The organism is Martinezella miluonensis, from assembly GCF_900094545.1.
In the GTDB taxonomy this organism is placed as follows: Bacteria; Pseudomonadota; Alphaproteobacteria; order Rhizobiales; family Rhizobiaceae; genus Rhizobium; species Rhizobium miluonense.
On the sequence record NZ_FMAH01000003.1, the window covers coordinates 194,918 to 218,332 of the forward strand.

Genomic DNA, 23,415 nt, shown 5'->3' on the forward strand with positions numbered 1-23,415 from the left:
TCAATGATCTCCGGCTCAGCCGGAAATCGCCTTTCCTGTCATGAAGGCCGCAGCCTTCGCCGCAATCATCATCGTCGGCGCGTTGGTGTTGCCCGAGACCAGGGTCGGCATGACAGAGGCGTCGCAGACCCGCAGGCCTTCGATGCCGCGCACCTTCAAGTCCGGTCCAACCACAGCATTGGGATCGTCCGCCCGGCCCATGCGGGCCGTGCCTGCCGGATGGAACACCGTCTTGCAGGATTGGCGGATGTAGTCCCGCAGGGCGTCCGGATCCTCCTCAACACCGGGCTTCGGCAGCACGCGGCGCTTGACCAGCGTGGCAAGGGCCGGTGCATCGAGGATGCGGATCGCCGTTTCGACGCCGCGCACCAAGGTCTCGACATCGGCGGGGTCGGAAAGCAGATTGGCGTTGAAATCCGTCTGCTCCGTCGGATCGGCACTCTTCAACCGAATCCAGCCGCGCGACCTTGGCCGCAGATAGCAGGGCCCGATGCTGAGGCCATGTCCGGGCTCCGGATCACGATCGACAAAACCGATCAAGACTGGCAGCACATGGAACTGCACGTCCGGCTGTCCCGTGCCTGCCGTGTCGACAAAACCACCGCACTCGACAACGTTGGAGGACAGCAACCCGCGATGCGACGTCAGATAGCGCAACATGTGGCCAGCGGCCCGCAGACCCTTGTCATGACCTAGGATCGAGATCGGCTCATGGGTTTCGCCCTGCACCGGCACTTCCAAGTGGTCCTGATAGTTGGCGCCGACGCCCGGCAGGTCGGCGACGACCTTGATGCCAAGTGACGAAAGATGCCCGGCGTCGCCGATGCCGGATAGCTGCAGGATTTTCGGCGTGGCGATCGCGCCGGCAGTGAGCGCGATTTCACGCTGTGCCTTGAAGATCGTACCGTCGAGCAGTTCGACCCCAACGGCCTTTTTTCCTTCGAACAGGATGCGAGCAACCTTGCGTTGCGTCAGCACAGTCAGGTTCGGCCGCTTCTCCGCTTCGCGCAGGAAGGCCTGGGCGGAGCTCCAGCGACGGCCGCCATAGGTCGTGCTTTGATAAAAGCCGACGCCAGCCTGATCGGCGCCGTTGAAATCGTCATTGTGCGGAATGCCGATTTCGGTCGCAGCTTTGATAAAGGCCTCGCTCAGCGGATGGCGATGACGCGGATCCGAAACGTGCAGCCCGCCTTTACTGCCATGAAAATGGCCGTTCAGTCGCTCGTTGTTTTCAAGCGAGCGGAAGGCAGGCAACACGTCGTCATAGGACCAGCCCTGGCACCCCATTTGCGACCAGGTATCGTAATCGTTTCGATGACCGCGAATATAGATCATCGCGTTCACCGAACTGCCGCCGCCAAGCACGTTGCCCTGCGGAGTGATGCTCGGACGCCCGTTCAAGCCCCTGTCGGGGTTCGAGGCATAGGGATGGATATCGATCCCCTTGCCCAGCACCTTGAAGAAGGTTGCGGGAATATGGATCCAGGGATCGGCGTCCCGCCGGCCGGACTCGATCAATAGAACCTTGTGCGCCGGGTTTTCCGAGAGCCGGTTCGCCAGCACGCAGCCCGAGGATCCGCCACCGACGATGATGTAGTCATAGGTCGCCATGGCTTAGCTCAACACCGTCTGGATCGTCGTGAATTCCTTCAATCCTTCGGCGCCGAACTCGACGCCCATGCCGGACTGCTTCACGCCGCCGAAGGGCGCGTTGGGCTGAATAGTGCCGTGCTTGTTGATCCAGACCGAACCGCATTCAAGCTGCATCGCATAGCGCTTCGCCTTCTGAGCATCCGCCGACCAGACAGAGCCGCCGAGGCCTGCGGGATTCTGGTTGGCGCGCTCCATCACCTCATCGACATCGCTATAGCGGATGATCGGCAGGGCCGGACCGAACTGCTCCTCGTCGACCAACCGCACACCATGATCGACATCGGCAACAAGCGTGATCGGATAAAAATATCCGGGCCTATCCATCGGCGCGCCGCCAGTCAGGATGCGGCCGCCATTGGCGCGCGCGTCGTCGACAAGTTCACGCACCTTGTTGAACTGCATTTCGTTCTGCACGGGACCGAGAATGCTCGCCTCGTCCAGCCCGTCACCGACGGCGATCTTGCCGGCATAATCGGCGAGCCCGCTGCAGACCTCTTCATAGATACTGTCATGCACATAGAGGCGCTTCAACGCCGCGCAGGTCTGGCCATTGTTGATGAAAGCGCCCCAGAAAAGCCCCTCGACGATGGCCTTCGGGTCGGCATCCGGCAACACGATACCCGCATCGTTGCCACCGAGTTCCAGCGTCAGCCGCTTCAGGGTCGCGACCGCTGAGGCCATGACCTTCTTGCCGGTTTCCGTCGAACCGGTGAAGGTCATCTTGGAAATACCCGGATGGGCGGAAAGTGCCGCCCCGATGCTGTTTTCGCCGGTAATGATGTTGACGACGCCGGGCGGAAGAACCTCATTCATGATTTCGACGAGGCGAATAGTCGACAAAGGCGTCAGCGGCGACGGCTTGATGACCACGGTATTGCCGGCGCGCACAGCCGGCACGATATGCCAGCAGGCGATCATCACGGGCCAGTTCCAGGGCGTGATCGAACCGACGACGCCGATCGGCTTGCGATGCAGCTCGACGCGGCCTTCATTGTCGTCCTGGAGCACCTCGACCGGCAGGTCGAGTTCGGCGGTATGCCGCGTCCAGGCGAGCGCGCCGCCGATTTCGAAGCGCGAGCCGAGGCCGTTGAGCGGCTTGCCCTGTTCCCGGGTCAGGATCTGGGCAAGCTCTTCGGCATGGTCGTTGATCTTCTCTGCGACCGCGCGGCAAGCGATCGCGCGCTCTTCGTTCGAAACCTGCGACCATATCTTGAAGGCTTCCGTAGCCGCGGCAACCGCCCGGTCAAGATCCGCTTCGCTGCCGAGCGGCATGTAGCCAACCACGTCGCCGTTCGACGGATTTGCGACCGGTGCATGATGGGACGTGGCAACATGCTCGCCGCCGATAAGCAGGGTATACTGCTTCACGATATTCTCCTCCCGTGACTTTCGAGAGGACTATGACTTTTGCAGAAAGACCCGTCTTGGGGAGAAACGCGCCTCGTCTTGGACTGGAGCGCAGACTGCGCTCAGTCCAACCTATGAGCCGGCTCGGCGGAGCGCAGCAGCTCGCTCGGGGCGCAATCGAACAGCTCCTTGAAGCTGCGATTGAAATAGGAAATGTCGTTGAAACCAGCCGAATAGGCGACTTCGGCTATCGTTGTCGGGTTGCGCCGCTCCTTGAGCTGCTCGATCTTTTCGCGGGCAAAGCGCAAGCGCTTGTCACGGATGACGGTCGTGCAGGTCATTCCCATGCCCTGGAAATCCTGTTGTAGGGTGCGGATCGACACGCCAAGCCTGGTCGCCAGCCATTTGGCGTTGAGGTCCGTATCGGTCAGGTGCTTGTCGATCAGAATATCGACCATCTGCATGCGCCTGCTGGCGCTGTCATGCAGCGAATTCAAACTCGTCGCCTGGACGCTTGTCGACAGAAAGGCCTGGCGGGTCGTATCGAACATCAGCTGACGCAGATGCGGAGAGGCCACATCGCTTTCCGGTGTGGTCATCATCTTCGCAATCAGCGCCCGCAGCATCATCGCCATCGGATCGGATGCGACAAGCTTGCGAGCGACGTCAAAATCGATCCTGCTGTCCGAGTACATCAATTGCCGTGGCAGATGCAGCGACAGATGATTGGAGAAATGCCCGCGAAAATAGAAGGTGGTCGGTCGGGTGGAGTCGACGAGGATGCATTCGCCGACATCGAGAATGTTCTGCTGGCCGGAGTGTTCGACGCCGCAAACGCCCTCGAGCTGCAGGATCAGGAACAGGTGCTCGTTCGCATCGCGCCGGATGTCATCCCAATCGCGATGGACATAATCGAGGTCGTTGGAGACGTGGGCGAACTCCATGCCGCAGACATCGATGCGGCTCGCCGTGCCGATGACGCTATCGCCGCGCCGCATCACATGCGGGTTGAAATTCCCGCAGATGCTTTGAAGGTCGTCCACCCATTGATCATAGGGTATCGGCGACCAGGTCCGTTCGATGAGGCTGCGATTCTGCAACAGATCCAACTCTGCCTCCCAACAGTGTCAGCGCTGATGGAGACTGCTATAGATCCTCGGTCCCGTCAATTAAATACTTAACACATTAATAAATGTGGGGAAATACTTACTCTTCCCCAACCGAGCCGTTCTCCAGCTTCAGCGATGCCAGTTCCTCCAGCATGTCCAAAAGCTGTTCCACACGCTGCACGCCGAAACGCGCGTCGATATCGGCATAGACCTTCAGGCTCTCCGGCATGACCTCCGTTACGATCCCCTCCCCCGCCGGTGTGATCTGCAGAAGCACCCTGCGGCCATCCGCTTCGTCCTTGTGCTTGGTGATGAAACCACGCTCCTCAAGCAGCCGTATCATCCGCGTCAGGCTCGGCGCCAGAATGGATGCCTTGTCGGCCAGTTCCGTCGCATCGAGCTTGCCGGCCTCGTAGAGGACGCGAATAACACGCCATTGCTGTTCGGTAACGTCATGCGCGGCCAGGATCGGCCGAAAATGGCTCATGACCGCTTCGCGGGCACGCAGAAGCCCGATAGCCAGGGAACGACGGGGTTCTCGCAGCGATCGCTTGGGCTTTGCTGCTGCAGTATCGGATGCTGATGGCTGTTTGGCGTCGCTGTCTGTTTTATTCTGCATCGGTTTCGTATGTTCGCTGAGACTACTAATCTCATTGATTAACATGAGAATCACTCAAAGCAAGATGATCGGGTGACATCGATTGAACTCAGGGGACAACGGTCGCCGCATCGCAGCGACCTTTCCAATTGGTGACGAGCGGCCCGATAGGCTGACATCGAATTTGGACATGGACCAGCCCGGATGGCAATCCGAGCTCAACCTGTCGCCCTCCAGCCTCACATGATCGAGAAGAGCAGGATTGCCGCTGACGACGGCTTTCGCCTCGCCGCCGGGCTGATAGCGCACGGAAGCCGGTATATCGATTGCCAGGCTGCCGTCCGAGTTGAAGGGCAGGATGATCTGCTGTTTACCCGACCCTTGCGAACCGCAACTGAATTGCGCGCCATCCCACCAATACCTTCTGCATGCCGACGACGCAGCAATTACCGCTGCGGCGGAGATCGAGGAAATTCGCTGGGTATCGCCCGCTCATCCGGGCGCCATAGCCATGGCGCCCCTGACTGAACATCATATCCTGCCGCTTCACCGGCAGTGAAAGTCCCTCTGGAGAACAGGGCTGGTCGTTGAGACCAGCCAGCATGCCGTAAGGGATTGCGATCAAAACCTATAGGATCTCGGCGGTATTAGCATTGACGGTAATCGCGCGACCGGCAAACCAGCCGTTGATGGCAGCGCAAAGACCGAGCAGGACGAACAGAACGGAGCACCAGGCAAAGCTACCCGTCCAGCCATGGATCATGCCGACAATGAGCGGGCCGATGGCTGCAAGCAGATAGCCGACGAATTGCGCCATACCGGAAAGATGCGCGGCGATATGCGCATCCGGGGAACGCAACACGATGACGGTCAGCGCCACGGCGATCAGTCCGCCCTGCCCGATGCCCTGGAGTACCGCCCAGAACCAGACCGTCCAAAGCGGAGCAAAGAGCAAGCCAAGCAACGCAACGACCGCGATCGCGCAGAGGATGACATTGATGGCGCGCTGATCCTTACCCTTGACGGCGATATGGGGGGCAACCAGGCAGGCGGCGGCCTGTACCATGACCGAGGCGGAGACAATGGCGCCAGCTGTCACGCCATCGAGGCCGCGTTCGCGCAAAATGGGGACGAGCCAGCCGAAGACGCAATAAGCGAGCGCCGATTGCAGCCCCATGAAGAGCGTCACCTGCCATGCGATGGGATCGGTCCACAGGCCCGTTACGCGAAAGCCGCTGCGGCGAACCTGGTTGCGCGTTCCGATGACCTGCGGCAGCCAGAGAAGCCCGACCACCACAGCCGGGAGAGCCCATGCAGCCAGCGCACCGCCCAGCGATCCGCCAAGCGCATGTTCGATGGGAAGCGTCAGCCCCGCCGCACTCGCCGCGCCGGCACACAGCGCCATCGTGTAGCAGCCCGTCATCAGGGCTGCCTTGTCCGGGAAATCGCGCTTGACGACGCCGGGTAAAAGCACATTGCCGATCGCGATGCACGCGCCGGCCAGCGCAGTTCCGAAGAACAGCATGGGAATCGACGAGAAGCCGCGCAGCGCCGTGCCTAAAGCGAGCAGCAGGATCACACCAAGCAGGACGCGCTCCGTTCCCAACCGCTGCGCGAGCCTAGGCGCAAGCGGTGAAAACAATCCCAGGCAGACCACGGGCAATGTCGTGAGGATGCTGGTGCCGGACGCAGACAGGCCAAGCCCGGTCCGGATCTCCGGCAGCAGCGCCGATGCGCTGGAAAAGACCGGCCGGAGACTGAATGCAATCAGGACCAGGCTCACGCCAAGAATAAATCTGCCGATCGGCGATTTACCCCTGTGAGGCTGCGGCGGCGGAATTTCATCGGCCTCGGCGTCGATCATTTCGAGGGAGGCGGCATTTTGCGGAGACATGGTCATGACATCAGTAACCGATCAAGTGTGGCAATAACGGGAGCCATGAAGCGGCGCACTGCGGCATCGGCCGCATCAGGATTACCGGACGCAATGGCGTCGACGACGGCGACATGCGCCGGCATGTCCGGCTCCGGAACCTCTTCCCCGAGCGTCGCCTCGATGGTTTCCGCGATCGACATGGAGAAGAAATCGTAAATCTCGACCAGCGCCAGGTTCCGCGAGGCGGCAACGACCGCCTTATGGAAGGCAAGATCGCGCTTGATGAAGCCCGCCTTGTCTTCCCCGGTGTAATTTCCTCGCGCAGCAAGCAGCGCGCGCAATTGCGAAATCACTTCCGGAGTATGGCGCAGAGCAGTCAGCCGTGCGGCTTCGACCTCGAGAGCCAGTCGGGCTTCGAATTGGTCCCTCAATCCGGCGCGACGTGCCACGTCGAGCGGACGACCGAAATCAGCCGTCGAGCGCACATAGGTGCCAGACCCCTGCCGCGTCTCAAGATAGCCCTGCGAAGCCAGCACTCGCACAGCTTCGCGGATCGTGCCGCGACTGACGGAAAGCATCGAGGAAAGAGCGGCCTCATTCGGCAGCTTCTCGCCGACACCCCAGCGTTGGGCAATGATTTCGCTGCGAATTGCCTCCACGGCAGTATCCGCGAGCGTCGTTTTGGTCAGAGCGCGCATGATTGAATTTCATCAAGTCATCAGATGACTTTACAACTAGCTGAATACCATCCGTTCGTCAACGGATGTTCAGGTCCGCAGCGAATCGTCGGAAAAGGCTCGTGATATCCCTATCGGCGCCGTCTCACGCCGTCGCAGTAGAGCAGCATGGCGAGCCCCGACAGTCCGGCGAAAGCGCCGATAATTGCTGTTCCAGAATAGCTGCTCACGGCCGTTCCAAGCGCAAAAAGGAGCGCGCTCAGGCCGGCGCTCAAGAAAATATTGACCGAAATCAAGGCGCTGCCGAGCCCAGGGCGCTCGGCAATCAGGTCCTGCAGGTATGTGATCGGAATACTGATAAGAGCCGCCGCCCCGATGCCGCTGACCAGCGTCAGGGCATACATATGCCACGGCGCCGATGCCAGGCCGAGCAGCAGCAGATAAATCACATAGATCACCGTGCCGACCGCGAGCGCAGTGACGTGGCTCATGATCCGCTGGGCGCGTCCCCATACGACGATGAAGATGACTTCGAGAAGCGCGACGATCCCGACGAGAACCCCGATGTCGGCGACGGTTCCATGCGCCGCGCCGGTGACGACGAGAGGCAGGATAGCGCCATTGACGTGAAGCGTGCTGCTGATCAACGCCACTGCAATCACACGCACGAATACGGGCGGCGAGATGACCTGCCCAAGTGCCGCAAGATAGGAGAGATGGCGCGTTGCCGCTGCATCGGTGCCGTTCTGGCGCGGAAGGAAGACGGCAATCAATCCGAAGCAGGCGGCACAGGCTAGGCCTGCAAAAAGATAAGCGGGCAACATGCTCTCGGAGTTTACAAGCAATGCTCCGGTAATTCCCGGGACGAGGACCCAGGAGAGCGAAATCATCGCCCGGACGCCCGAATTGACAGTCGCGACATCATTGCGCTCCATCCCCCTCGTCGCAACCCTGACATTGGCAAAGAGCAGCGAATTGAGGGAGCCGTAAATCGGGAGGAGGAACAATGCGCTGAGAACGAAGGTCGCCTGCGCCGGCACGATATAGACTGCGCCATAGCCCAGAGCGCCGAAGATGGCGACGGTCAGCATCATCGTGCGATATTCGCCGATCCTATCCGCCAGATTTCCGAGGAGAATGCTGACGACGACATTCACCGCAGCCGCACAAAAGATTAGCGCCGAATATAATCCATTGCTCAGACCAAGCTCGCGGATACCCACGACGGACTGATAGGGAGAGGTCGCCGCTCCGGCAAAGCCGAAGGCAAAAATGGCAAGCATGCTCACCCGGATCGTCGGGTCGCGGAAAACGTCAGGAAGGAGGCGGGTCATCTGTGATGTCGAGGGTCTGGCAAATCACCCGGTAGCTGGGCACAGGGCTTTTAACAGGTTTGGGATTGTCCGAAACCTACCGAAGCAAAATAATGGCAGCACCATGAAGAGGCGGCGCGCTACCGGATGACGCCGCGGCGCGCCATGATCGCCAAGCCGACAACGGCCACCAGCGAGAACGCCGCGGGCAGGTAGAAAACATTCGGAAGGCCAAGGTATGCGACACCGATGCCGCCGACACCGCCGCCAAGCGCCATGGCCAGCGCAGAAGAGCTCATGAAGATGGCGGAGGCGGTTGCGACGGCATTGGGAAGAAGACGCTGGGCAACGATCAGCCCCAGCACCATGTAAAGCCCCCAGACGCCGCCCATCAGCGTCTGCCCGGCAAACATGCCGACGGCGCTTGGCCATGCAGCAAAACACAAATTGGCGACGACGCCGAATGCCGCCGCGATGCACATCAGCCAGAGCGTGCCGATCCGTCGGGCCAGCATGACGCTGAACGGCATCAGAATAAGCTCGATCAGCGGCTGCGTTCCGATGACCGCACCGCGCACGCCAGGATCGATCCCGAGGTTCTCCTCCATGTAAAGCAAAAGGAAGCCGTATTTGATGGGCTCGCCGGCATAGACGAGCACATAGAGGCCGGTGAAGGCTAGAAGCGGCGCCATAACTGACCAGCTGAGCGAGCCGGCTGTATTGATCGCATGCGTTGTTTTTGGCTTAGGGCTCGACGAGACGCTTAAGGTTCCCAGCGGCACGATTTGCGCGACGAAACAGATGGCCGTTGCCCAGAACATGGTGCGCAGACCCGTTTCTGCCGCCAGCCACGCGCCGATAAACGGGCCGACGATCCAGCCTGCCGTCAACGCCATCCGGATGAGTGCGACCACGCTTTCGTTCGCGCCCGCCGGGTTTCTCTTCAGATCGTCATGAATGGCCGTGAAAAGCTGCGATGTGGCGGAGCCGGAGAACGCCAGGACGACGGCGCCGATAACGAACGGCATCCAGGCTGCATTCGAAAGTGCAAAGCCCATCCATCCGAGAAAGCCGGCCATCGCACATAGTCGGAACAGGCTGAGGCGTTTGCCTGTTCGGTCGGAGTAGCGGCCGACCAGATAGCCGGCAACCGGCGCAGTCAGGCCCGTCAGATAATAAAGCCCGGCCACAGGCATCGATGTCCCAAGCTCCTTCACCAGGAAAACGACGATCTGCGGCAGCGAAGCCGAGGTTCCCAGCCCCGAGAGAAACAGAGCAAGCGTCGCACCGCGATAGAGCGGTGAAGCCCATACCTGCTGAATTGCCGTGGTCCTGCTCGAGCCTTTCAGGGATTGCGCGTCCATTCCATCTCAATCCGTAGTAGCCGGTTGCCTATTTAACGTATTCCGGTTCGACGTGCATGGTCGCCCTGATCGACGACAGCCAAGATCAGCCTGTCTAGGCGGATGGAATCACGATTTCGCCCCGGATAGCAGGGATCCTGCCGCCAAAGCCGCGTGTGACGCAAATGTTTGCTTGGAGACACAACCTATCCGGCTATGATTTCCACAATGAATATCTCGGCTGCGCCTTCAGCTGGGAATCGCTCTGGAATAGGCGGCCAGGATGAACCGTTCGGCTTGATAAAGATATTTCTCCAGCGCTTCGGCTGCGCTCGCCGTTGCCCCCTCCTCAAGATGGGACAGGATCGTGGCGTTCTGCCCCACATAGGGGGCATGGAGGTACTCGGGATCGCGTATCAGACCGAACACCAGGCGCAGCTCGAGCGAGATTTGCGCGTAGAATGCCGAGAGCCGCGGGCTGTCAGCCAGCTCGACGATAGCGGTATGAAAGGCAATATCTGCGCTGCCGACGTTGAGCCATTCTCCGAGGTCACGATACCGGACCGCGGCGTCCACCGCCGCCCGCATTTTGCTGACGCTCGGATGACGATGATGGGCGCCGGCAAGCGCCGAGCACTCTATCAGCCGGCGAATATGGAAGATGTCCATAATGGTCGACATGCTCGGTGTGGTGACAAACACGCCGCGGTTGGCCTCGTGGCGCAGCACGCCTTCCTTGGTCAGCAGCCGAAAAACCTCGCGCAGCGTATTGCGTGAAACCTGCAACTCCTCGCACAAGGCCGCTTCGGAAAGGTGGCTGCCCGGCGACAGCGTTCCGCTGATCACCCATTCGCGGATCCGCGCCGCAGTCAATTCCGTAACCGTCTGTCCGGCTTCCGCCGTACCCGATGTCGGCTCGATGCTCGCGAGATTTGTCTGCTTCATTTGCTCTCCTGGCGCCCGAGGGCAGATCAGCTGCAGGTGCCTGTCCACGCCCTGCGCTTTCCGCCAGGCTATGCATCGCTGCGACGGCTCGCAAGCAATCGGATTCCTGACCACGACTATTAATTCACATCTTCGACGACACCGGTCCGTTGGACGATCTGGCGCGACTTCCGTCCAATTTTCCGCGCACATCACGAAAATTGTTCAACAATGTAGACCAGATTGTTGCTTGATGCTATCTCATGCCCTAACAAATATGGTGGGAACGCGGATATAGACGATCGTGAGGCGCCTGCTTTGGAGGAAAAAGTCGCTTGGCTTTCCAGAATCAAAATGGTTGCGGGTGGCAACATGCCATTGTCCAATCCAAGTGGCGATCTCGGAGAGAACTCCAGCGCGTTCACGTCAAAGAACGATATCGTTGCCGTCTGGGATAGAGTGAGAATGGAATTGCAGATCGCGCCTATCAATCCGCAGAATTCCGGAAGCTTCAGGAGCAACCCACCCAATACCGAGGTGAGTATATGACAATGGCGACGGACACGAACAAGCCGCTTCTGTCAGTCTCGGATTTGACGGTACGGTTCGGTGAAAATCGGGTCGTGGAAGGCCTTTCCTTTTCCCTGGCACCCGGCCGGACACTCGCTGTCGTCGGCGAATCCGGCTCGGGAAAATCGGTGACGTCGCTTTCGATCATGCGGCTTGCCGACATGATGGGCGCCCGTCTCGAGACCGGCAGCATCACTTTCAGCGGCAAAGACCTTCTCAAGGTTTCGCAGAAGGAAATCCGATCCATCCGCGGCAAGGAGATCGCCATGATCTTCCAGGAGCCGATGACCTCGCTCAATCCGGTCTTCACGATCGGCGACCAGATCTGCGAAGTCCTTCTGCTGCATGAAGATATCGGCAAATCCGCCGCGCTGGCCGAAGCGTGCCGCCTTCTCGAAATGGTGCGGCTGCCCGATGCCGAAGCGCTGCTGAAGCGCTATCCGCATCAGCTCTCGGGCGGCATGCGCCAGCGCGTCATGATCGCCATGGCGCTGGCCTGCCGTCCCAAGCTGCTGATCGCCGATGAGCCGACGACGGCGCTCGACGTCACCATCCAGGCGCAGATCCTGAACATCATGCGGGAGCTGCAGAAGGATCTCGGCATGGGCATGATCTTCATCACCCATGACATGGGTGTCGTCGCCGAAATGGCCGACGACGTGGTTGTCATGTGGAAGGGAAAAAAGGTCGAGGAAGGGCCGGTTCGCGAGATATTCGCCAATCCGAAGCATCCCTATACCCGCGCCTTACTCGCAGCTGTCCCGAAGCTCGGCAGCATGGCCGGCGAGGACTTTCCCAAACGTTCGCCCCTCATCGTTCTCGAGGGCGGCGAACCGAAGATCGTCGGCGAGGAGCGGATTCAGAACACCGCTCGCTACGATCAACCGCCGCTATTGTCGGTACGCGACCTCTTCGTGCGCTTCGACATAAAAAAGAACATATTCGGCCAGGTCACGCACCGCTGCAATGCCGTCCAGAAGGTCGGTTTCGACATTCATCCGGGCGAAACCCTCGCTCTGGTCGGAGAATCCGGCTCCGGCAAGTCGACGATCGGCCGCACCATCCAGCAATTGCAAAAGGCGCGGGCGGGCGAGATTTCCTTCGACGGCAAGAACTTTGCCGCGATGTCGGCGGCGGAGCGTTTCCGCATGCGCCGGGACGTGCAGTATATTTTCCAAGATCCTTTCGCTTCGCTCGATCCACGCAAAACGGTCGGCTTTTCGATTGCCGAGCCCATCAACACGCATGGCATCATTTCCGGATCAAAGGAAGTTCGCCGCCGCGTGGACGAGCTTCTGGAGCGCGTCGGCCTGACATCGGCCCATGCCGAGCGTTATCCGCACGAATTCTCCGGCGGCCAGCGCCAGCGCGTCTGCATCGCCCGCGCGCTTGCCTCCGACCCCAAGCTCATCATCGCGGATGAAGCGCTGTCGGCGCTCGACGTGTCGATCCAGGCGCAAATCATCAACCTGTTCATGGATCTGCAGGCCGAACGCGGACTTGCCTATCTCTTCATCAGCCATGACATGGCGGTGGTGGAAAAGATAAGCCATCGGGTCGCCGTGCTCTATCTCGGACAGATCATGGAAATGGGCAGCCGCCGGCAGGTCTTTGAGACGCCGATGCATGATTATACCCGCCGCCTGCTTTCCGCCGTGCCCGTCGCCGACCCCACTGTCGAGCGTAAGACCGCGCTGATCGAAGGCGAAATTCCAAATCCCGTTCGCCGTGTCGGCGATGAGCCGCCCATTCTTACTCGCGAGGAAATCGGTGCGGGTCATTTCATCGCCAAAAGCGCCTGAACGACTGCTATCTTTTTGCAACGATCTGAAGAGGAAACAGGTTCGATGAAAAAAATGAAATGGGGACTGAGAACCGCTCTTGCGGTGCTCGCCTTGTCGGGCGTCACCGTCAACGCCGCCCCCGCTCTTGCCGCCGGCAAGATGACCGTCGCCTCGCCACAGGATCCCGGCAGCTGGGATCCGATCGACACGTTTCTCGTGGCCTGGGCGGCAGTTTCGACCAACATTTTCGATGGACTGACCTATCGCGGTCCCGACCTCAAGCTGGTGCCGGGCCTTGCCGAATCCTGGGAAGAGCTCGATCAGGGCAAGCGCATCCGCTTCAAGCTGCGCCACAATGTCAAGTTCCATGACGGCGAGCCCTTCAATGCCGAGGCGGTAAAGTTCACCTTCGATCGCCTGCTCGGCGAACAAGGCGCCAAGGGCCCGCAGCGCTCGAACTACACGTCGATCGAAAGCGTCGACGTCATCGACGACTACACGGTCGACATGAAGCTGAAGACGCCCGATCCGGTCCTCTTGACGAAGCTTGCCGGCTACGGCGCCATGATCGTCCCGCCGAAGTACATCAAGGAAAAGGGCGAGGACTATTTCAATCTCAACCCGGTCGGCACCGGCGCGTTCAAGTTCGTCTCCTATTCGCCGAAAGTGAATATCAAGCTCGCGGCCAATCCCGACTACTGGGGTGGATCGCCGAAGCTCTCCGAACTCGAATATCGCTTCATCAGCGAGCCCGCGACCGCCGTCGCCGAGCTTCAGGCCGGCCGCGTTGATCTCGTCATTCCCCCGATCATCCCGATCGGCATGCTCCCGGTCATCCAGGGTGATTCCAAGCTGGAGGTCGCCAGCGTTCCCGGCCCGACGGTCGACGCGCTGCGCTTCAATACCCGCGACGGCATTACCGCTGATCCGCGCGTGCGCAAGGCGATCATCATGGCCGTCGACCGTACGACGATCGTCAAGTCGATCCTCGTCGGCCAGGGCGCAGAAATCACCAGCTTCCAGAGTGCATTGTCCTTCGGCTACGATCCCTCGCTGAAGCCGCTTCCCTATGATCCGGCAGGTGCCAAGAAGCTGCTTGCCGAAGCCGGCGTTAAGCCAGGCGCGACCATCCAGATTGACATTCGCGGCAATGACGCAACCATGAACGAGGTGGCTCAGGTCGTCGCAAGCTACCTGCAGATGGTCGGCCTCACCGCCACTCTGAAGCCCTATGAAACCAACGTCATGCTCAACGACATCATCCCGCAAGGCAAGACCGGCGCGATGTTCCAGGAGAAGTGGGGCGGCTGGACCTTCGATTTCGACAATACCGCCTATGCGATGTACCACTCCGGCGAAAAATGGAATCCTTACGAAAAGGATGCGACGCTGGACAAGCTTCTGGAATCCCAGCGCCCGCTCACCGATCGCGCCGAACGGGAGAAGATCCTCCGGGACATCGGCAAGTATGTCGCCGACAAGGCGCTGGAGCTGCCGCTCTATAATTCCAACGCGATCTACGGCATCAGCAAGCGGGTCAAGGGCTTCGTGCCTGCGCCGGACACCCGCATCAAGCTGAACGAAGTCACGGTCGAGTAATCGTCAAGCGTAACGCCGCCGGTATCACCGGCGGCGTCCATTCTGGAAACTTCGGAAAAAGAACGTGGCCGGTTTTCTCATCAAGCGATTGTTGCAGGCGATTTTCGTCGTCATCGCCATCACACTTCTCGTCTCCTTCGCCATTCGCCTCACTGGCGATCCCGCCGTGATGATGTTTCAGGGCGGTGGCAGCATAACGGAAGACGATCTGGCGCGCATCCGCGCAGCACTCGGCACGGACCAGCCGTTCATCGTCCAGTATATGACCTTCCTGAAGGGTCTGCTGACGCTGGATCTCGGGCGTAGCTTCACCGGCGGCACGCCTGTTTCGCGGTTGATCGCCGATGCCCTGCCCGCCACCCTGCTGCTTGCCTTCATCGCAATGGCAATATCGATCGTGCTTTCCATTCCGCTCGGCATCAAGGCCGCGACGGCGCGTGGCAAGACCGCTGACCAGATCATCCGCGTTCTCTCGCTGCTTGGGCTTTCTTTCCCGAATTTCTGGCTGGCGCTGATGATGGTGCTGTTCTTTTCGATCACGCTTGGCTGGCTGCCGCCAAGCGGCATGGTCGGGGTTGCGAGCTATGTCATGCCTGCCTTGACCATGGGCGTCATCCTGACGGCGACGAATGTGCGACTGGTGCGCACCGCCATGCTGGAAACGCTGCAGTCGCAATATATCATGGTCGCGCGCGCCAAAGGCCTCAGCGAGAGCAAGGTGCTCTACAAGCATGCCCTGCGCAACTGCGCGATTCCGCTGATTACCTATTTCGGCATCCAGTTCGGCGGACTGCTCGGCGGCATTGTCGTCATTGAGCGGGTCTTCAATTGGCCGGGTCTTGGAACCCTGGCCTTCGACGCCGTTGCCGCCCGCGACTATCCGTTGCTGCAGGGTGTCATCACTGTGCTGGCCCTGTTCATCGTCGGCGTCAATCTGCTGGTCGATATCGCCTACGGGCTCGTCGATCCCCGTATCCGCACGGAGTAACCGCCCATGGCCGCCACGACATCAAGCCGTTCGCGCTTCCACAGCTTTGAATTCATCGTCGGAGCGTTGCTTACCGTCGTCATCTGCCTTGCAGCCATATTCTCGGACATCATCTTTCCGGGTGGAGCCGAGAAGATCGATCTGATGGCCCGGCTTGCAAGACCCTTTGCCAGCCTCGCTCATCCGTTCGGAACGGATCCGCTCGGGCGTGATGTTCTTGCCCGCGTCGTCGCCGGTGGCAGAATATCGCTGCTGGTCGGCCTTACCTCAGTCATCGGTGGCGTCGTTCTCGGCGTACTGGTGGGTCTTGCCGCCGGCTACTATCGCGGCATCTGGGACATGATCCTGATGCGCTTTGCGGATATTCAGCTTGCCATGCCCTTCATTCTGCTGGCGATCACCTTCATCGCCATCGTCGGCGGCAGCCTCACCAACACCATCATCCTGCTGATCGTGTCGCAGTGGGTGCAATATGCCCGTCTCGTCCGCGGATCGGTGCTGACCCTGCGCGAACGGGAATTCATCCTCTCTGCGCGCGCCATCGGCGTGAAAGACTGGCGCATCATCTTCCAGCATCTGCTGCCAAACCTTCTGGGACCGGTGATCGTGTTGATGACGCTGAACATCGCCAACAATATCCTCCTCGAAAGCAGCCTCACCTTCCTCGGGCTCGGCGTCGATCCCACGATCCCGAGCTGGGGCGGCATGCTGGCCGATGGACGCACCTATCTGCAGACGGCCTGGTGGGTCAGCCTTTTCCCGGGCCTTGCCATCCTTCTCACCGTGCTCGGCCTCAATCTCCTGGGTGACTGGCTACGCGACAGCCTCGACCCAACTGGCAGAGCGACAAGGTAAGACATCATGACCATGATTTTCGAAAGAAGTTTCGAGCGGACGCTTTCGCGGCTCGTCGCGGATGCCAAGGCCGGCCAGGAGTTCGAGGCGTGGACCTTCGACGACCGGCAGAGCCGTCGCGACGCGGAACTCGAACTTGCCAAGAAAGGCGTGCAAGCGCGCATCCGTAGCGCTTATAAGCCCCTCGTCCATGCGTTTCTCGAGGAAATCGATCTGCAGGACGTGGAAGCAATCGAGATCCACTATCCCGTACATGCGAACGCGCCCGCCAACCGCTTCCGGCTGGAAGCCTATCCGCTTGCGGCGATGGTCGGAAATCGCGATATCACCTTCGTCGCGAGAGCCGACAGCGATTTCCATTATGACGTTCTGTTGAAGAGCAATTCGGGCGGCGAGCGCAGGGGCAAAGTATTGGTACCCAATCGCGTCCATATCGACGTGGCCGGTGAAACGAGCGTTTCCCCAACCGGCTGGCTGGTGCGGGACGGCAACGCGACTGGCGAACGGCTGATCACGGACTACGAACAGCTTTTCGAAGAGACCATCGCTGCGATTACGCAGTTCGACTGGGGTGCAACCGAGCCCTATTTCGAGGAGCTCAATATTCGCGTTGCACTACCGGCGGCCGACGAGGCCTTGCCTGTCGGCGACGAAGTCATGAGCCTTCGGGAAGCGCTGCACGAGGACTTCTATTTTTCGCTGCTCGAGTTTTTCCAGAAGAAATCCGGCCGACCGCTTGGCGACCGTGGCCTGAAGCCGGGGCAGATCGTCCCGCAGATCCTGCAATCCCTCGGCGAAATCTCCGCCAAAGTCGAAACGCGGCCGTTGACCGCGGGCTACTGGGACTGCGCGCAACAGCAGATCGAGACGGCTACAGAGCCTCTGGCCGTGCAGCAGATCGGCACCGAACTCGACAAGGTCGGCGGCAACGCGTTTGAAGCTGTCGCACGCTCCGGACGCGCGGTCAGGGCGCGTTATATCAAGGGCCGCGATGCGGCCGTGATGATCAGTGGCGGGCAACACGCCAATGAGACGACCGGCGGTGTCGGTGCGCTGCGCGCCGCGCAACGGCTCGCCGCGATCGAAGGCGCACATTTCACCATCTCGCCGCTGGAAAATCCCGACGGCTATGCGCTGCACCAGCGTCTGCGCAAGGACAACCCGCGCCACATGTATCATGCCGCGCGTTACACCGCGCTCGGCGACGACCTCGAATATCGCACCGAGGACAATGCCGGTCCGTATCTCTACGAGAAGAAAATCCGCTTTCAGGCGGAAAAGCTGAGTGGTGCGCAGCTGCATGTCAACCTGCATGGCTATCCGGCGCATGAGTGGACCCGCCCGCTTTCCGGCTACGTGCCGCGCAACTTCGCCATGTGGACATTGCCGAAAGGCTTTTTCCTGATCGCCCGCTTTCATCCCGGCTGGGCGGTGCAGGCAGAACAGCTTCTGGAGAGAGTTACCAAGCATCTCGGCGCTATTCAGGGGCTGCTGGACTACAACAATAGACAGATCGCGCTCTACGAAACACATGCCGGCGAAACAGGCTTCCGCATCATCAACGGCTTCCCGTGCCTTGCAGATACCGACGATCGCCACACGGTGCCGGTGACGCTGATCACCGAATATCCGGACGAGACAATTTACGGCGCCGAATTTGTCGCCGGTCACACTGCGCAGATGGAAACGGTCCTCTCGGCATATAGTGCCTGGCAGGACATCATGGCTTCGAGCTGAGCGGAACGGATTTCAATCGCACCATATCGAGAAATGCGGTCATCGCGCTCGATGTGTAAGCGTCCGAGCGACGCACGAACAGCGTATCCACGAGCGATCGTTCCGGCGGGAGCTCGTGAACCGCGACCCTGCCCTCCTGCCATGCGGAGGCCACGATGCCCTTCGGAAGAAGGGCGATGCCGACGCCTGCCGACACGCAGCTTATGATGGCGTCCAGTGAGCCGAACTCTAAAGGCTTTGCGGTGACGATGCCCATCTCCGCTAAAAGCGCTTCCAGTCGCTGGCGATAGGAACAGCCGATCTGGAAAACGATGGTCCTGAGGTCGGTGATCTCTACCAGATCATCCATTGAGCGGACGGAGCGGGAGGTAACGAGAACGAGTTCCTCCTGAAATACTACCTCGTGCTCCAACTCCGGATGGCTGACCGGCCCCGCTACGAAGGCACCCTCAAGCTTGCACTCCAGTACTTCGTCAAGAAGCCGGCGCGTCGTGCCAGTGGTGACAACAAGGCGAACTTCCGGATAAGTCATGGCAAAATGGCTGAGTAGCGGAGATAGTCGCAAGGCGGTTGTCGTCTCCAGGCTGCCAAGAAGCAGCGCTCCACTCGGCGAGCCATCGTCCTGGGCGGCATTGCGCGCATCTGCGAGAAGCTTGGTAATGCGTCCGACGAATGGCAGGATGCGCTGCCCGGCAGGCGTGGTCGACACGCCGCGGGCGTGCCGTTGAAACAGGCTGACGCCCAGCTCCTCTTCCAATGTCCGGATGCGCGCCGTCACATTCGATTGAACCGTATGCAGCTCCTGGGCTGCCCTGTTCATGCTGCCGTGCCGGGATACTGCCTCGAAGACCCTAAGATCCGATATGTCCATGCTTAACCTATCTCCATTTGAGATAACTATTCTCATAATAAATCAATTTTAATGATATATCCAGCGACGTATTATCTCAAGCAGTGATAGCTAAGAGAGTTCACATGACTAGGATTGCCGCTCCCGAAATCGATCGCAGTCATTCGACAGCAAAAACCGCCTGGCGGGCCGTCTTATCGGCATTTTGCGCCAGCCTCATCGGCATTGGGCTGGCGCGTTTCACCTATACGCCGCTTTTGCCGGCGATCGTCGATGCGCATTGGTTCGACCAGTCCGCTGCAGCCTATCTCGGCGCCGCGAACCTTTCCGGCTATCTGGCGGGCGCATTGCTCGGACGCCCGATGGCAGCTCGTATTTCTATTGTCTCCATGCTGCGGATCATGATGCTTGCGGCAACGGCGGCTTTCTTTGCTTGTGCTTTCCCCATCGACTTCGCCTGGTTTTTCGCATGGCGCTTCGCAGCTGGTTTTGCCGGCGGCGCTTTGATGGTGTTGGCAGCGCCGACCGTGCTACCGCTCGTCGCGCCTTCCCGCAGAGGCCTTGCCGGCGGCGTGATCTTCATGGGCATAGGCGCGGGTGTCGCGCTATCGGGAACGCTGGTGCCGTTGCTCTTGCAACAAGGCCTGCGCGAGACATGGCTCGGCCTCGTCGCGCTCTCGCTACTGCTGACCGCTATAGCATGGACCGGATGGCCGCGGGACGGCGCGGCATCGCCCGCACCAATCCAACATCACGCCCAAGTGCCCGCCCGGGGGACGCTACGTGCCCTCTATATCGAATATGCATTGAACGCTGCCGGCTGGGTGCCTCACATGATCTTTCTCGTCGACTTCGTCGCCCGCGGATTGGGAAAGGGCCTGCAGGTGGGCGCTGAATATTGGGTTCTGTTCGGGATCGGCGCGACAGTCGGGCCGATCCTCGCCGGCCATCTCGCGGATCGCACCGGCTTTGGCGCGGCAATGCGATTTGCCTTTCTGCTTGAAGCAGTTGCCGTTGCCATTCCCGCCTTCGGCCTTGGGCAGTCATGGCTCATCGCCTCGAGCCTTGTGGTCGGCGCCTTCGTGACCGGAACCGTGCCCCTGATGCTCGGTAGGATCGCAGAATTGCTGCCGCACCATCCGGCACAGCAGAAAGCCGCCTGGGGCATAGCGACGGTCTTCTTTGCATTATTTCAGGCTGCTGCTGCCTACGGGTTCTCCTTCATCTTCGGCCGAACCGGCGGAAACTACCAGATGCTTTTTTTCATCGGGACGGCCGCTATGATCCTGGCACTGGCAATCGACCTCACGGCTGCGGTGTTCTTCCGCACGCCGCAGCAACAAGACGATAACCAGGATGCAACAAAATCCGGCTCCGTCACCACGAACTGAAGCGAAGCACCAAGCGTGGATAAGCCACTTGGAAGAATCTGCGGAGCGTCGCCGGCGCGCGATTTTACTCCTCGCGTCATATCGTGCCCACTTGGTGCCAAAGTTTCGCGCGACTGAAGATTCATGAAGCAATTTCTGCTTTCTCTAGCCGGCCTGTTTGCCATCTGCCTGGTGTCGATCGCGTCACCGGTGCAGGCACAAGGATTTGTACGGGCCGACCACAAGCAAATCGTCGATACCAAAGGTAATCCGCTGATCTTGCGCGGCCTCGGCCTTGGAGGCTGGATGGTTCAGGAAGGCTATATGATGGGCCTGTCCAACTTGAAAGCGCAGCATATCATTCGCCATCGCATTTCCGAGATCATCGGCAGGAAGAAGACCGAGCAGTTCTATCGCTCCTGGCGCGACAATGCCGTGACGAAGGCCGATATCGATGCGATGGCCAAATGGGGCTTCAATAGCGTTCGCCTGCCGATGCACTGGAACCTGTTCATCAAGACGATGCCCGGCCACAAGACGAATGGCCGTATGGTCTGGAACGAGGAAGGTTTCCGGCGCGTCGATGCGCTCGTTGGCTGGCTGAAAGCCAACGGCATGTATCTGATCCTCGACCTGCATGCAGCGCCCGGTGGCCAGGGGCACGATATCGCCATTTCAGATCGCAATCCGAACAGCCCTTCGCTCTGGGATAGCCATGTGAACCAGGCGGCGATGATCGCGCTGTGGAGCGAGATCGCCCGACGCTACAAGGACGAGCCGACCATTGCCGGTTACGACCTCCTCAACGAGCCGAATTGGGGCTTTCAGGACAGCCACGATAAAGGCGGCTGCCGTGAAACCGGCAACGCGCCGCTACACGATCTCTACGAACGCACCATAAGAGCGATCCGCGCTATCGACAAAAATCACATGCTGATTATCGAAGGCAATTGCTGGGGCAACAATTACGCCGGCGTGCTGCCGATCGCGGACAGCAATACGGCGCTGAGCTTCCACAAATACTGGACGCCAACGACGCAGGAATCCATCGAGCCTTTCCTGAAGCTGCGCGAGCAATACGACATGCCGCTTTGGAACGGCGAATCCGGTGAGAATACCAATGACTGGTATATCCGCGCCGTCGCGCTGCAGGAAAAGAACGGCATCGGCTGGTCGTGGTGGCCGCTGAAGAAGATCGGCCGGGGCAATCCCCTCGAAATCAAGGAAAACGCAAATTATCGTCGCCTGACCGCCTATCTCCACGGAGAAGGAAAAAAGCCTTCGGCGAAAGACGTTTTCGCGGGATTGATGCAGCTGGCAAGAGACAGCCGCTTCGACAGAAATATCCACCATCAGGGTGTTATTGACGCCTTGCTCGGAGCCTCCCGTGTATCAGGCGCTCCGAACTAGATACCCGCGTGATACACTCGGAGCTTCTCGAAACGACCCATTGCACGGAGCTCAGTATCATTTTCAGACCGATGGCCTTTTGGCCTAAGCCCACAGCACCTGCCACCGATAGGCATCATGCTCTAAGCGGCGGCCGCAGTCTCTCGATCATCAAACTGGCATCCCTTTCTTGCCGAACCTGCTGTTAGTCGATGAAATGTTCCGCAACGATAGCGACGCAATAGCTGCGGGGGAACTCGCAAGGTTGATGCTTAACTTATTGCCAGCAGCAGTCTGGCAACTTGCATCGTGCAAATGGGAGTGCGGTATATTGACGGAAGTCCGTGATAACGACGTTCGTTCTCTGCGCTATCATCTCGGAAACATCCGCCTTATCTAGCCTGCTCTTCGTGCCGGACTATATCTGCGTAAACTCTATTCGTTCATCCCTGCATTGAGAACTCGACGGGTAGTCCGTGCTGATGAACATCGCGATCAACTGATGCATCCCGATATCCCAAGCGAGCTCATAACCATGTTGGTAGGATCGTTCGATTTTATGCGTCGCGCATATGAACATTATGACCGATGTCTTCGGACGGCATGCTCTGGTGGTTTAAGTAACGACCTCAAAAGAACGGCGCCCAGCAATCTAGCTGAGCGCCGTGGACGCCGATGAAATAGTTGAGGCCTGCTGGAATAGATAAAGCCCGCACGAGGCGGGCTTTATTCTTACCCGGCGGCGGCTTCAGCCTTTGGCTTGCGGCCCCGCTTCGGCTTCTCTGCCTCGGCAATTGCTGCAGGAGCAGCCTTCGCCTTAGTGACCTTCGGGGAGGATTTGCTTGCAGCTGGCTTCGCCGCAGCCGGTTTTGCCTTTGCCTTGGAAGCGGCCGTATCGTCACCCGACTTGGCTGCTTTCAGCAACGCGACACGACGCCTACGGTTCTGCTCGAGCGCCTGCTGAAAGCCCGCATCCTTCTCCGCGTGAAAGGCCAGATCCTCGAGAAACTCTGCCACTTCCTTGACGGATTCGACGACGATATAGCTCAGCCCGGCACCGGCATTGACCGAGTCGCGACCAACCGTGACGCCGAAACCGCCGGGGACGCGCTGGAACCAGGTGGAACGCCACTTCTTGAAGCCGGCGACGTCCTTCTCATACTCTTCCAGATATGCTTTCTGCTCCGCTACTCTCGCTCGAAAGGTATCGACTACATTCCGCGCTCCAGCCTTGGGCTTTTCAGCCTTTTTCGAAGACCATTTCTCCAGAAAGTTTGCCATTGTCCGTTTCTCTTCAGGTTAGCGTTTCGTCCAGGCGGCCGTTTGTTCGGAAGCGATAACCGAGCTGTTCCACATGGATAACGACATATATGTATAAGATATGTGTATAATGGCAACATTATCTGTCATCATCGTTAGTAGATGCGCTTCAG

At 59.5% G+C, this 23,415-nt stretch carries 18 protein-coding genes; 7 read left to right on the forward strand and 11 right to left on the reverse strand.

Features of this window, described 5'->3' with window-relative positions:
• Positions 1-15: 15 nt before the first annotated feature.
• The 9 genes from GA0061102_RS04925 to GA0061102_RS04975 all read right to left on the reverse strand — a co-directional run bounded on the left by GA0061102_RS04925 (position 16) and on the right by GA0061102_RS04975 (position 10,861).
• Positions 16-1,611 (reverse strand): GMC family oxidoreductase, encoded by a 1,596-nt coding sequence (locus tag GA0061102_RS04925; protein WP_092844575.1) that lies wholly within the window; start codon positions 1,609-1,611, stop codon positions 16-18.
• A gap of 3 nt (positions 1,612-1,614) precedes the next feature.
• On the reverse strand, positions 1,615-3,021 hold the full coding sequence (locus GA0061102_RS04930; RefSeq protein ID WP_092844577.1) for an aldehyde dehydrogenase family protein: 1,407 nt from the start codon (positions 3,019-3,021) through the stop codon (positions 1,615-1,617).
• A 101-nt stretch (positions 3,022-3,122) separates the two neighbouring features.
• A complete protein-coding gene (locus GA0061102_RS04935) occupies positions 3,123-4,109 on the reverse strand; it encodes a helix-turn-helix domain-containing protein (protein WP_092844579.1) in 987 nt (328 codons plus the stop codon).
• Between the two features lie 97 nt (positions 4,110-4,206).
• A complete protein-coding gene (gene hpaR, locus GA0061102_RS04940) occupies positions 4,207-4,728 on the reverse strand; it encodes a homoprotocatechuate degradation operon regulator HpaR (RefSeq protein ID WP_208858609.1) in 522 nt (173 codons plus the stop codon).
• Positions 4,729-5,335: 607 nt separating this feature from the next.
• Positions 5,336-6,607 carry a CynX/NimT family MFS transporter gene (locus GA0061102_RS04955; RefSeq protein ID WP_092844583.1) on the reverse strand — a complete coding sequence of 424 codons (1,272 nt, stop codon included), beginning with the start codon at positions 6,605-6,607 and terminating at the stop codon, positions 5,336-5,338.
• The gene (locus GA0061102_RS04960) at positions 6,604-7,281 is read right to left on the reverse strand and encodes a FadR/GntR family transcriptional regulator (protein ID WP_092844585.1); all 678 of its coding nucleotides are present in this window, start codon (positions 7,279-7,281) and stop codon (positions 6,604-6,606) included. Before GA0061102_RS04960 ends, GA0061102_RS04955 begins: the two co-directional genes overlap by 4 nt.
• Positions 7,282-7,391: 110 nt before the next feature.
• Entirely contained in the window at positions 7,392-8,594 is a 1,203-nt protein-coding gene (locus GA0061102_RS04965; RefSeq protein ID WP_092844587.1) for an MFS transporter, read from the reverse strand.
• A gap of 119 nt (positions 8,595-8,713) precedes the next feature.
• Positions 8,714-9,937: an MFS transporter gene (locus GA0061102_RS04970; RefSeq protein ID WP_092844590.1), complete on the reverse strand. Its 1,224-nt coding sequence runs from the start codon at positions 9,935-9,937 to the stop codon at positions 8,714-8,716.
• A gap of 228 nt (positions 9,938-10,165) precedes the next feature.
• Entirely contained in the window at positions 10,166-10,861 is a 696-nt protein-coding gene (locus tag GA0061102_RS04975) for a GntR family transcriptional regulator (RefSeq protein WP_092844592.1), read from the reverse strand.
• Positions 10,862-11,385: 524 nt separating this feature from the next.
• Between GA0061102_RS04975 and GA0061102_RS04985 the strand changes: the two genes are divergently transcribed.
• From GA0061102_RS04985 to GA0061102_RS05005, 5 genes are all read left to right on the forward strand, one after another.
• Complete coding sequence (locus GA0061102_RS04985; RefSeq protein ID WP_167667903.1) at positions 11,386-13,212, forward strand: ABC transporter ATP-binding protein; 1,827 nt, start codon at positions 11,386-11,388, stop codon at positions 13,210-13,212.
• A gap of 54 nt (positions 13,213-13,266) precedes the next feature.
• Positions 13,267-14,793 (forward strand): ABC transporter substrate-binding protein, encoded by a 1,527-nt coding sequence (locus tag GA0061102_RS04990; protein ID WP_245297930.1) that lies wholly within the window; start codon positions 13,267-13,269, stop codon positions 14,791-14,793.
• A gap of 64 nt (positions 14,794-14,857) precedes the next feature.
• Positions 14,858-15,781, forward strand: coding sequence for an ABC transporter permease (locus GA0061102_RS04995; RefSeq protein ID WP_092844600.1), 924 nt, complete (start codon positions 14,858-14,860; stop codon positions 15,779-15,781).
• A gap of 6 nt (positions 15,782-15,787) precedes the next feature.
• A complete protein-coding gene (locus GA0061102_RS05000; protein ID WP_092844602.1) occupies positions 15,788-16,636 on the forward strand; it encodes an ABC transporter permease in 849 nt (282 codons plus the stop codon).
• 6 nt (positions 16,637-16,642) lie between these two features.
• Positions 16,643-18,373 carry a M14 family metallopeptidase gene (locus GA0061102_RS05005; protein WP_092844604.1) on the forward strand — a complete coding sequence of 577 codons (1,731 nt, stop codon included), beginning with the start codon at positions 16,643-16,645 and terminating at the stop codon, positions 18,371-18,373.
• Here GA0061102_RS05005 and GA0061102_RS05010 read toward each other — a convergent pair.
• Positions 18,357-19,244, reverse strand: a complete 888-nt coding sequence (locus GA0061102_RS05010; protein WP_092844606.1) for a LysR family transcriptional regulator — start codon at positions 19,242-19,244, stop codon at positions 18,357-18,359. The two genes, GA0061102_RS05005 and GA0061102_RS05010, sit on opposite strands and share 17 nt — an antisense overlap.
• A gap of 104 nt (positions 19,245-19,348) precedes the next feature.
• Between GA0061102_RS05010 and GA0061102_RS05015 the strand changes: the two genes are divergently transcribed.
• Together GA0061102_RS05015 and GA0061102_RS05020 are read left to right on the forward strand one after the other, a co-directional pair.
• On the forward strand, positions 19,349-20,614 hold the full coding sequence (locus GA0061102_RS05015) for a YbfB/YjiJ family MFS transporter (RefSeq protein ID WP_092844607.1): 1,266 nt from the start codon (positions 19,349-19,351) through the stop codon (positions 20,612-20,614).
• A gap of 123 nt (positions 20,615-20,737) precedes the next feature.
• The gene (locus GA0061102_RS05020; protein WP_092844609.1) at positions 20,738-22,003 is read left to right on the forward strand and encodes a glycoside hydrolase family 5 protein; all 1,266 of its coding nucleotides are present in this window, start codon (positions 20,738-20,740) and stop codon (positions 22,001-22,003) included.
• A gap of 711 nt (positions 22,004-22,714) precedes the next feature.
• Here the strand turns inward: GA0061102_RS05020 and GA0061102_RS05025 are convergent.
• Positions 22,715-23,263: a hypothetical protein gene (locus GA0061102_RS05025; protein WP_092844611.1), complete on the reverse strand. Its 549-nt coding sequence runs from the start codon at positions 23,261-23,263 to the stop codon at positions 22,715-22,717.
• Positions 23,264-23,415 lie beyond the last annotated feature (152 nt).